11 protein-coding genes and 1 pseudogene are annotated in these 9,330 nt (G+C 71.6%); 5 read left to right on the forward strand and 7 right to left on the reverse strand.

The features are described from left to right. Nucleotides 1-430: 430 nt before the first annotated feature. Nucleotides 431-904, forward strand: a complete 474-nt coding sequence (locus AC07DW_RS21430) for an ATP-binding protein (RefSeq protein WP_478859252.1) — start codon at nt 431-433, stop codon at nt 902-904. Nucleotides 905-1,225: 321 nt separating this feature from the next. Here the strand turns inward: AC07DW_RS21430 and AC07DW_RS21435 are convergent, their stop codons facing one another. After that, nucleotides 1,226-1,897 (reverse strand): DUF4097 family beta strand repeat-containing protein, encoded by a 672-nt coding sequence (locus AC07DW_RS21435; protein WP_478859253.1) that lies wholly within the window; start codon nt 1,895-1,897, stop codon nt 1,226-1,228. Between the two features lie 243 nt (nt 1,898-2,140). On the opposite strand from AC07DW_RS21435, the gene AC07DW_RS21440 reads away from it, so the two are divergent. Beyond that, nucleotides 2,141-2,881, forward strand: a complete 741-nt coding sequence (locus AC07DW_RS21440; RefSeq protein WP_478859254.1) for a GbsR/MarR family transcriptional regulator — start codon at nt 2,141-2,143, stop codon at nt 2,879-2,881. 3 nt (nt 2,882-2,884) lie between these two features. On the opposite strand, the pseudogene AC07DW_RS21445 reads toward AC07DW_RS21440, so the two are convergent. Continuing rightward, a pseudogene (locus AC07DW_RS21445) lies at nt 2,885-3,916 on the reverse strand (GlxA family transcriptional regulator). 71 nt (nt 3,917-3,987) lie between these two features. Between AC07DW_RS21445 and AC07DW_RS21450 the strand changes: the two are divergent. Beyond that, the gene (locus AC07DW_RS21450) at nt 3,988-5,295 is read left to right on the forward strand and encodes an MFS transporter (RefSeq protein ID WP_478859255.1); all 1,308 of its coding nucleotides are present in this window, start codon (nt 3,988-3,990) and stop codon (nt 5,293-5,295) included. Between the two features lie 19 nt (nt 5,296-5,314). Here the strand turns inward: AC07DW_RS21450 and AC07DW_RS21455 are convergent, their stop codons facing one another. Next, nucleotides 5,315-5,773 (reverse strand): TIGR03618 family F420-dependent PPOX class oxidoreductase, encoded by a 459-nt coding sequence (locus AC07DW_RS21455; RefSeq protein WP_478859256.1) that lies wholly within the window; start codon nt 5,771-5,773, stop codon nt 5,315-5,317. A 45-nt stretch (nt 5,774-5,818) separates the two neighbouring features. After that, nucleotides 5,819-6,226, reverse strand: coding sequence for a hypothetical protein (locus tag AC07DW_RS21460; RefSeq protein WP_478859257.1), 408 nt, complete (start codon nt 6,224-6,226; stop codon nt 5,819-5,821). Nucleotides 6,227-6,349: 123 nt separating this feature from the next. Between AC07DW_RS21460 and AC07DW_RS21465 the strand changes: the two genes are divergently transcribed. Next, nucleotides 6,350-7,126, forward strand: a complete 777-nt coding sequence (locus AC07DW_RS21465) for a helix-turn-helix domain-containing protein (protein ID WP_478859258.1) — start codon at nt 6,350-6,352, stop codon at nt 7,124-7,126. Next, nucleotides 7,123-7,365, forward strand: a complete 243-nt coding sequence (locus AC07DW_RS21470) for a DUF397 domain-containing protein (RefSeq protein WP_478859259.1) — start codon at nt 7,123-7,125, stop codon at nt 7,363-7,365. Before AC07DW_RS21465 ends, AC07DW_RS21470 begins: the two co-directional genes overlap by 4 nt. A gap of 10 nt (nt 7,366-7,375) precedes the next feature. Here AC07DW_RS21470 and AC07DW_RS21475 read toward each other — a convergent pair whose 3' ends face one another. Genes AC07DW_RS21475 through AC07DW_RS21485 form a run of 3 tightly spaced genes read right to left on the reverse strand, consistent with a single transcriptional unit; the run spans nt 7,376 to nt 9,101 of the window. Further along, nucleotides 7,376-8,050 carry a hypothetical protein gene (locus AC07DW_RS21475; RefSeq protein WP_478859260.1) on the reverse strand — a complete coding sequence of 225 codons (675 nt, stop codon included), beginning with the start codon at nt 8,048-8,050 and terminating at the stop codon, nt 7,376-7,378. A gap of 49 nt (nt 8,051-8,099) precedes the next feature. Further along, nucleotides 8,100-8,417 (reverse strand): hypothetical protein, encoded by a 318-nt coding sequence (locus AC07DW_RS21480; protein WP_478859261.1) that lies wholly within the window; start codon nt 8,415-8,417, stop codon nt 8,100-8,102. A gap of 21 nt (nt 8,418-8,438) precedes the next feature. After that, nucleotides 8,439-9,101: a GOLPH3/VPS74 family protein gene (locus AC07DW_RS21485; protein ID WP_478859262.1), complete on the reverse strand. Its 663-nt coding sequence runs from the start codon at nt 9,099-9,101 to the stop codon at nt 8,439-8,441. Between the last annotated feature and the right edge of the window lie 229 nt (nt 9,102-9,330).

Below are 9,330 nucleotides of genomic sequence, written 5' to 3' on the forward strand. Positions count from 1 at the left end.
GCGGCCTTCCGGCCGCCCGGACCGCCGCGGGCGAGGTGGTCACGGAGCGTTGATACCGGGTCGTTGTCTTCCGGGGGCTCGTCACGGCCCGGAGTCGGCACCTGCCTCCGGTACCCTCCGTGGGATGCGCGTGGTGCAGAGGCTGGGGCGGTCCGGTGGTGCCCGTGCGGCGGCCCCGCGCCCGGGAGTGCCCGCCGCTCGTGCCCTTGGTCGGCCCTGTGCGCCCCTCTGTTCGACTACTCGCAGGGCGCGTCGCACAGTATGCAGTAGGCGTACTCCTTCACGCGGGAATATGCCCGAAGCGCTTGTTGCGGTGACTGTACGTCAACCATGCTGTGCCGCAGGGAAATCACGTTCAGTGACGACTGTGAAGGCTGTGGTCGCTGTGAGACGCGAGGCGTTGTGTCCGCCGGTTCGGATGGTGTGAGCGGTGCAGGTGCTTCAGGTGCAGTTGGAGATCGGCCCCGATCCGGCAGAGGTCGGACGTGCCCGGAGATGGGCACGTTCGCGGCTCGCCGGCTCCGGGATAGGGGATGACGAGCCGCTGGCCGAGACGCTGGTGCTGCTCATCTCGGAACTCGTCACCAATGCCGTGGTGCACACCGGTTGTCCGGCCGTGCTGCGGATGCTCTTCGGTGCGGGCGCCGCGGAGGCGGGGACGGTGCGGGTGGAGGTCGCCGACGTCAGCGCCCGCCCGCCGCGCCCCCGCCACGCGGACGGTGACGACACCAACGGGCGGGGCCTGGAGCTGGTCGACGGGCTCGCCGACCGGTGGGGGTGGCAGCGGGAAGGTGCCGGCAAGAGCATCTGGTGCGAAGTGGACCGGGGTGCGCCGGTGGTGACGGGGGTGGTGCGTGAGCCCGGTGGGTACGCGCCGTCGTGCGCCGTCACCAATCTGGCATAACGGACCTATGCCAGGATAGGTGTTGACGGCCGGTGTCGGTCTGATCACCCTTGGAGCAGCGATTCGTGGCGAGGGGACGCCGAGGGCTTGACGCCCTCGGCGAGTGCGGGTCGCGGTTCGGTGGAGGCCCCATGACGGGGCCCTCGGGGTGGAAGCCCACCGGAGCCGGGTGGCGGCCGCCGTGCCGTGCTCGGGGCGCGCATGCGTGCGCCGCCACCCAAGGAGGCGCGCTCCCGCTCGGGGTCCGGGGCCATGGAGCGCGCACCTCCGCTTTCGTGCACAGGCTGTGGACAATCCATGCGGAGCCATGTGCTCCGGATGTCACAGGCTGCGGGCGGTGATGTCGCCGTACGCGGTGGTCGCGTGGATGCTCAGGCCGGCGGCGGCGCCGTCGTTGTTCGTGAGCGCGTTGTGGATGCGGCCGTGGGTGGTGCCTGCGTCCAGCGAGGCGGAGGTTCCGTGTGCGGCGCCGACCGAGATCTCGCCGTGGCTGGTGCGCAGGGTGACCGTGCCGCGCACGGCCTCGGTGATCCGGAGGTCTCCCTTCTGGGTGCTGATGTCCGCCGGGCCGCCCAGGCGGCCGACCGTGACGTCGCCGGACTGGAGGGCCAGGCGGGCGCTCGCGGCCTCGTCGAGCTTGACCGAGCCCAGCGCGCTCTCGAAGGCGACGTCGCCGAGCCGTCCGACGCCCCGGAACTCGGCACCGGCCGCCTTGCCCTCGATCCGGGAGCCGGCGGGCAGTCGGACCGTCACCTCGACGGAACCGGAAGGGCCGAAGAGCTGGTTCCTGGCGGCCGGCGCCGCGATCCGCAGAACGCCGTCGCCGTACGCGACCTCCACCTGCTCCGCCGCCTTCACGTCGCGGCTCAGGGAGGCGTCCGCGGGCCGGATGTCGACCGTGGTGTCGGCCCGGTCGGCGGCGATGAACTGGATGCGCCCCGCGGGGATGTCGAGGACGGCGGAGATCGCGGCGGGGGTGTCGAACTTCTGCACGGTGCGCTCCTTGTGTGTCGCGCACCCTTGCGGTGCGCTCTTTCCAACAGAAGAAACGCTACGTTGCATTCGCGGTTTCAGCAACATGCTCGTTGCGCTGAACGACTGTTATTGCAGGTGGCGGGCGGAGTTTCATTGCAACGGGCTAAGAGGTAACGCAACAGTCGAAAGGATGCGCGTTGCAATGGGTCGCAGGTGAACGCTATGGTGGGGTCACCGTCGGACCTCGGAGGAGACACGCGTATGCCGGGAGGCAGACTCACCCAGCAGGAACGCCAGCAGATCGCGCTGGGACTGGCCGACGGCCTCGCCTACGCGGAGATCGCCAGACGCCTCGACCGCCCCACCTCGACCGTCACGCGCGAGGTGACGCGCAACGGCGGTCCCACCGCCTACCGCGCCGACCTCGCCCACCGCGCCACCGAGCGCCGCGCCCACCGCCGCAGGAAGGCCGGGCCCCGGCCCCCCGGTGGTGCGGCACCCCGGCCGGCCCACGGACCTGACCCCGAGGAGGTGCGGGAGTACGAGGAGACGTTCACCACCGTCTTCATGCGGTCGGGCCTGCCCAGGATGACGGCCCGCGTGCTGGCCGGCCTCTACACCACCGACACCGGCAGCCTCACCGCCGCGGAACTCGCCGGGCGCCTCCAGGTCAGTCCCGCCTCCGTCTCCAAGGCCGTCGCGTTCCTGGAAGGGCAGGGCCTCATCCGGCGGGAGCGCGACGAGGGCCGCCGCGAGCGCTATGTCGTCGACGACGACGTCCTGTACCAGTCCACGATGGCCAGTGCCCGGTCCACCGCCCAGCTCGGCGAGATCGCCCGCCGGGGCGTGCACATCCTCGGCCCCGGCACCCCGGCCGCCGCCCGCCTGGAGAACATCGCCCGCTTCGTCGACTTCGTCTCCGAGAGCATCGCCCGCGCCGCGACCCAGGCCCGCGACGTCCTCCACGCGAAACCCGAAGCCCCCTCGGACGGCGCCCGGTAACCGCTACGGGCGCCCGGCCGGCCGGCGGCGGGGGGTCGTGGCAGGGGCGCCGTTCGCACGGGCGGCGGTGCGGAAGGTGCGGCGGTAGACGGTGGGCGGCACGCCGAGCGTGGCCTGTAGGTGCTGGCGCATCGACTGGGCGGTGCCGAACCCGGCGTCGGCCGCGACCCGGTCGACCGGCAGATCGGTGGACTCCAGCAGGTGACGGGCGCGTTCCACCCGCTGCTGGGTGAGCCACTGGCCGGGGCTGAGGCCCACCTCCTCGCGGAAGCGGCGCGTGAACGTCCGTACGCTCATGGCCTCGCGCCCCGCCATGTCCCGCAGCAGGATGGGCTCGTGGAGGCGCTCCAGGGCTCAGGCGCGCGCCCTGGTCGTGGTGGCGACCTGCGGCTCCGGCACGGGCCGGTGCACGTACTGCGCCTGGCCGCCGTCCCGGTGCGGCGGCACCACCGTGCGGCGCGCGACCTCGTTGGCCACCGCCGACCCGTGGTCGCGGCGCACGATGTGCAGGCACAGGTCGATCCCCGCGGCGACCCCGGCGGACGTGAGGACGTCACCGTCGTCGATGAACAGGACGTCCGCGTCCACCTCGACCGACGGGAACAGCCGCTGGAAGTGCTCGGCGGACGCCCAGTGGGTCGTCGCCGGCCGGCCGTCGAGGAAACCGGCGGCGGCCAGGACGTACCCGCCGGTGCAGATCGAGACCAGGCGGGTGCCGGGCCGGATGTGGGCGAGCGCGGCGGCCAGCTCGTCGGTGAGCCTGCCCTCCTCGTGGACCGGCCCGAGCTCGTACGACGCGGGCACGACGACCGTGTCCGCGGTGGCGAGCGCCTCGGGGCCGTGCTCGACGGAGATGAGGAAGTCCGCGTCGGTCGCGACCGTCCCCGAGGCCACCCCGCACGTGACGATCTCGTACAGCGGGTGGCCCCCGGAGTCCTTGGCGCGGCCGAAGATGCGGTGGGGAATGCCCAGCTCGAAGGGGAGGAGCCCGGCGAGGGCGAGGACGACGACGCGGTGCGGGACGGGCCGGCTCATGGCCCGATCCTAGCGCCAGGTGGCATCCGGGCCACTGGTACGGTGCCCTCCCGCTCGCGATCCTGTCTGACGTGACCCAGACAACGCCCACCCCCGCTCCGGCCACCGCCCCGGCTCCCGGTGGTCCGCCCGCGCGCCCGTCGCGCGTCCACCGCGCCTGGTCCGTCGCCGCCGTCACGTTCGTGACGATCATCGGCGCGGCGGCCTTCGTCTCGCTGCCCGGTCTGCTGATCGAACCGCTGCACGGGGAGTTCGGCTGGTCGCGCGGCACGATCGGGTTCGCCGTCTCGGTCAACCTCGCGCTGTACGGCCTGACGGCGCCGTTCGCCGCCGCCCTCATGGACCGGTTCGGCATCCGCCGGGTCGTGGCGCTGGCGCTGACGGTCATCGCCGTCGGGTCGCTGCTCACGGTGTGGATGACGGCGGCCTGGCAGCTCGTCCTCTACTGGGGCGTCCTCGTCGGGCTCGGCGGCGGCTCCATGGCCCTCGCCTTCGCGGCCACCGTCACCAACCGGTGGTTCACGACCCGGCGCGGCCTGGTGACCGGCATCCTCACCGCCGCCGGCGCCTCGGGCCAACTGGTGTTCCTGCCCCTGCTGTCCTGGCTCGTCACCCAGCACGGCTGGCGCCCCGCCGCCGTCACGGTCGCCCTGTCCGCCCTCGCCGTCGTCCCGCTCGTCTGGCTCCTGCTCCGCGACCACCCGGCGGACGTGGGGCTAACCCCGTACGGCGCCGACGACTTCGTACCGAAGCCGCCTCCCGTGCCGGGCGCGGCGCGGCGCACGGTCGCGGTACTGTCCTCCGCGGTCCGCACCGGCCCGTTCTGGCTGCTGGCCGGCACCTTCGCCATCTGCGGCGCGTCGACGAACGGTTTGATCAAGACCCACTTCGTGCCGGCCGCCCACGACCACGGCATGCCGATGACGGCCGCCGCGTCGCTCCTGGCCGTGATCGGCGTCTTCGACGTCGTCGGCACCATCGCGTCCGGCTGGTTCACCGACCGCTTCGAGGCGCGGCGACTGCTCGCCGTGTACTACGCGCTGCGCGGCGTCTCGCTGCTGTTCCTGCCGATGCTGCTGGCCCCGTCCGTGCACCCTCCGATGGTCTTCTTCATCGTCTTCTACGGACTGGACTGGGTCGCCACGGTGCCGCCGACCATCGCCCTGTGCCGCGAACACTACGGCGACGACTCGGCGATCGTCTTCGGCTGGGTCCTCGCCTCCCACCAGATCGGCGCGGCGGTCGTCGCCTTCGCGGGCGGCTGGGCGCGTGACGTCTTCGGCTCCTACGACGTGGTCTGGTACGCCTCGGGCGCCCTGTGCGCGGCGGCCGCCCTGATGGCCCTGGTCATCCGGCGCCGCCGGCCGGCGCCGGCCTGAGGGGGCGCCGGACGGGCGCCTAGCCGGTGACGTCCAGTGCCGTTCCGTACAGCCGGCTCACCCGCAGGCGTATGGCCACCCGGCGCTCGGCGACCAGGTCCTTCAGGAACGCCTCCTCGTCCTTCGGCCTCGCGGCCTCCGGGATCATCGCGAGCAGCTCCCGGCCGGCCGGGTCACCCGGGACGGCCGTGACCTCGGCGACGTCGGCCTCGCCCTCGGCGACGGCGAAGGACCACACGTCGCCGCCCGACACGTGCAGCGCCGCGCGCGGGTCGTTCCGCAGGTGCGTGACCTTCACGCGGTCCGCCGTGGTGGAGAACCGCACGATGCGGGCCTCCGGGTCCCAGCTGTACATCATGGTCGTGAGATGCGGATGGCCGCTGCGCTTGTTCGTGGCCAGGGTGCCGAACTGCTGGCTCCCCAGCAGGTCGGAGAGGGCCTCGTCGGACAGGACGCGCGGTGCGGGACCTTGAGTCATGTCGGCCACAACTCCGTTGCGTACAGCGGTATTCCGGGATGACGCTCAGGTCGGCGGCACGCACAGCTGGGCCGTGACGATCTCGTGGAGCAGCGAGGGGTCGACGAACTCGCCCGCGACCGGCGGGCCGCAGCGCCAGGACAGCGGGTACGTGTTGCCGTCCGGCGCGGGGATGCCCACGTACTGGTCCCGCGCGCACGGCCCGAAGCAGGCGGCGCCCGGTGGCCAGTCGTACTCCCTGCTGGTGCCCGGCGGGATCAGGAAGTACGTCCACCGCCCACCCGAGATCTCCCGCACCACAGGACCGGGCCGCCCGTCGGTGGCGGCGGCGAGATGGTGCAGTACCGCCTCGCCCCGGACCCCGCGCACGCGGATGGCGTCGAAGTGGATGCCGGCGAGGCGGAGTTGCAGGCCGGCCGCGGGGACCCAATCGGGCGCTTTGTTGCTCGTCATGGCTACGAGGATCGAGCCTGTCGCTTAGCGTGACCAGGGGGACGCGATCCACTTCGGGGCGGTGTGGGAAGGACGGTGGCGGTTGTGGGGTCGAGTGGTGAGCCCTCGCCGGCGCGGCGGCACGTGGGCGAGCTGGTCAAGAAGTTCCGCGCCATGGCGGACCTGACGCAGAAGGACCTTGCGGACCGGCTGCTGATGTCGGAGTCGCTGGTGGGCGCGTATGAGCGGGCGGAGCGCATCCCGACGACGGCGTTCCTGGTCGACGCGGACGCGGCGCTCGGGGCACAGGGGGTGCTGCGGTCGTGCGTGGAGCTGATGGAGGAGGAGAAGTACTCGCCGAAGTTCCTCAACTGGAAGCGCACGGAGGCGGACGCGGCGAGCATCAGCGCGTACGAGTGCATGCTGGTGCCTGGTTTGTTGCAGACCCCCGCCTATGCCCGGGCGTTGTATGAGACCCGGGTGCCGATGTACGAGCCGGACGAGATCGATCAGCATGTGCAGGCCCGATTGGAGCGGCAGGAGGTACTGGACCGCAGACCTCGGCCGATCGTCAGTTACGTGGTCGAGGAGTCGGTGTTCCAGCGGCCGATCGGTGGCGAACCGGTACTCAAGGAACAGCTCCTGCACCTGCTGGACTCGGTCCGTACGAGGAATCACCTGACCATTCAGGTCATGCCGACCCAGCGGTCCGTCCACGCGGGGCTGAACGGATTGCTGCACCTGGTGAGCACCCGAGAAGGACGCAATCTGGGGTACACCGAGGGGCAGGGTGGGGCTACCTTGATCTCGAAACCGGAAGAGGTCAACCGGCTCAACGATCTCCTCGGTGCACTGCGGGCCCAGGCACTCACGCCCTGGGAGTCCGTGGAACTGATCGAGAGGATGGCGGCGAAGCTATGACCCCCGGCCTGGTCTGGTTCAAGAGCAGCTACAGCGGCAACACGGGGGGCGACTGCGTCGAAGTCGCCTACGACTGGCGCAAGTCCAGTCATAGCAATAACGAAGGCGGCGCGTGCGTCGAGGTCGCCGCCTGCCCGCACGCCGTGCACGTACGCGACTCCAAGGTGACCGGCGGGCCCACCTTCGCGGTGGGGACCGAGGCGTGGGCGGCGTTCGTCGCGGGGGCGGCGGGCCGCTGAGCGAGGGGCGTCAGCCGCAGTCGCGCACCGGGCACAGGGCGACGCGGGTGACGCCCGGCAGCTTCTCGATCTCCCGCTTCAGGGTCGCGCGCCGCGCCTCGGGGAGGTCGTCGGGGAAGCGGACGTCGAGGTAGTGCGTGTCCTCCGACGCGATGCCCGTCACACTGGTCGCACCGAACCGCTTGAGGTGTCCGTCGTGGTTCCCGAGCTCGTCGTAGAACGTGTCGGGGTCGGTCACCGCGCGGTAGGTGTGGGGCTCCGCGAGGGCGGGGGCGATGTGGGAGCGCCAGGTGGACACGGCGGTGGCGGCGAGGAGGGCCGCCATCAGCAGTCCGCCGGCTCCGCCCAGGACCCTGGCGGTGACGGGCCGCTCGCGCGGGTCGGCGAAGGCGGCCAGGAGCAGCAGCAGGGCGGACGGCCAGAAGAGGAACATGGCGAGGAAGACCCCCAGCACCCCCCACGCGACGAGGGCGGACGCCACGATCAGGCACGCGCGGGTGAACGCCGTGGGGCGGTGCGCCAGGAACAGCGGGATCGCCACGGACAGGGCCGTCAGGATGTGCAGCGGGAAGACGTAGCTGGTCAGCGTCCAGAGCAGCACCGGCAGGGTGGCGATCACCGCGCACGCGGCGAGGGCACGCCGGAGCCCGTGCACCCGCGAGTCGGTGATCTCTCGGGCCTCCATGGCCACCCCCGTACGTTGAACGCGCTCGGTTGAACGCGTTCAACCTACCTCAGGGGCGGTCGGCGCCGGGGTCCGGGGAGTCCCAGTCCAGGGCGACCTTCGCCGCCGGTGCGACCTCTTCGACGGCGGACTTCACATAGCTCTCGAAATTCGGCCGCCACAGGTGGAAACGGCTGATGCTCAGTGGGAAGTCGGTCTCCCCGGACACGAACGCCGTCCCGTTCTCGTCCCAGGCGACGCCCAGGTTCACCTGGTCCTGGATGCGCTCGTCCTCCATGACCTCGTCCAGTGAGCGCACGACCTCCCGTGCCTGTGCCTCGTCCTGGAGAGCCGTGACGGAGAGGGTGAATGCGATGTTGACCGACATGGCTGAAGCGTACGAGGTGGCCTAGAGGACCACGGTGGCGGCGGTGGCCGCCGTGATCGCCACCATGGCGGCCTGCATGTTCCGGATCGCCTCGCGCACACCGTCGCCCGCCCACTGGCCCTCGGCGATCTTCGCCATCCGGGGCGCGACCAGCTTGCGCGGGATGTCCGGGAACGCCAGCCGGTCCAGCCGGGCCGCGTGCAGCAGGCTGACGAGCCCACTCGTACGGTCGTCCGGCTCCGCGCCGTGCACGACGACCGACGTCAGCCGGGCGCGCAGCTCCTGCTCCACGGAGCCGTCCGCCTCCGGGTAGCGGCGCACCGGGAAGAGGCCGAGCACCTTGCCGCGCTCCTCCACGACGAGGCCGCGCTCACACAGGCTCTCCACGGTCGCGGCGACCGCCTTCGACTGGTCCTTCGTCAGCCACTCGCTCACCTTGCGCCTGCTCTTGCGTCCCGTCCACTCCTCCAGTCGCGCCAGCCGCCCGTCGAGCAGCGCGTTCCCGGTCGGTGTCGGGTCGGCCACCTCCAGGCGGCCGTCCGACACGGTGATACGCCCGGCCATCGCCAGCTCCAGCAGGATGCCGCCGGCGACGGCCCAGCCGGCCGACGACCGTTCCTTCGCCGCCCCCGATGCGTCGTCCAGCGACAGCAGCGCGATTTCCTCGGCCAGCGTGACGGTCATGGTCGTCTCCCCCTTGATCGTGTGCGGTCATCCATTGAACGCGTCCACGATCCCACGGGGTTCCGCGCCGGGACCGCCGGCCGGGTGCGGTGACAGATGTCGTGAGCCGGGCCTGATCGACAAGACGCCCCCTAGTAGGGCTTCGTTAAGTCGGTTTGCAGGTATGGCGTGTTGTGGTGCATGCTGCTGGTCGTGGATCTTGGGGAGGTTGAGCGTCTTCGTGGTGAGC

Source organism: Streptomyces sp. NPDC045701 (assembly GCF_056432045.1).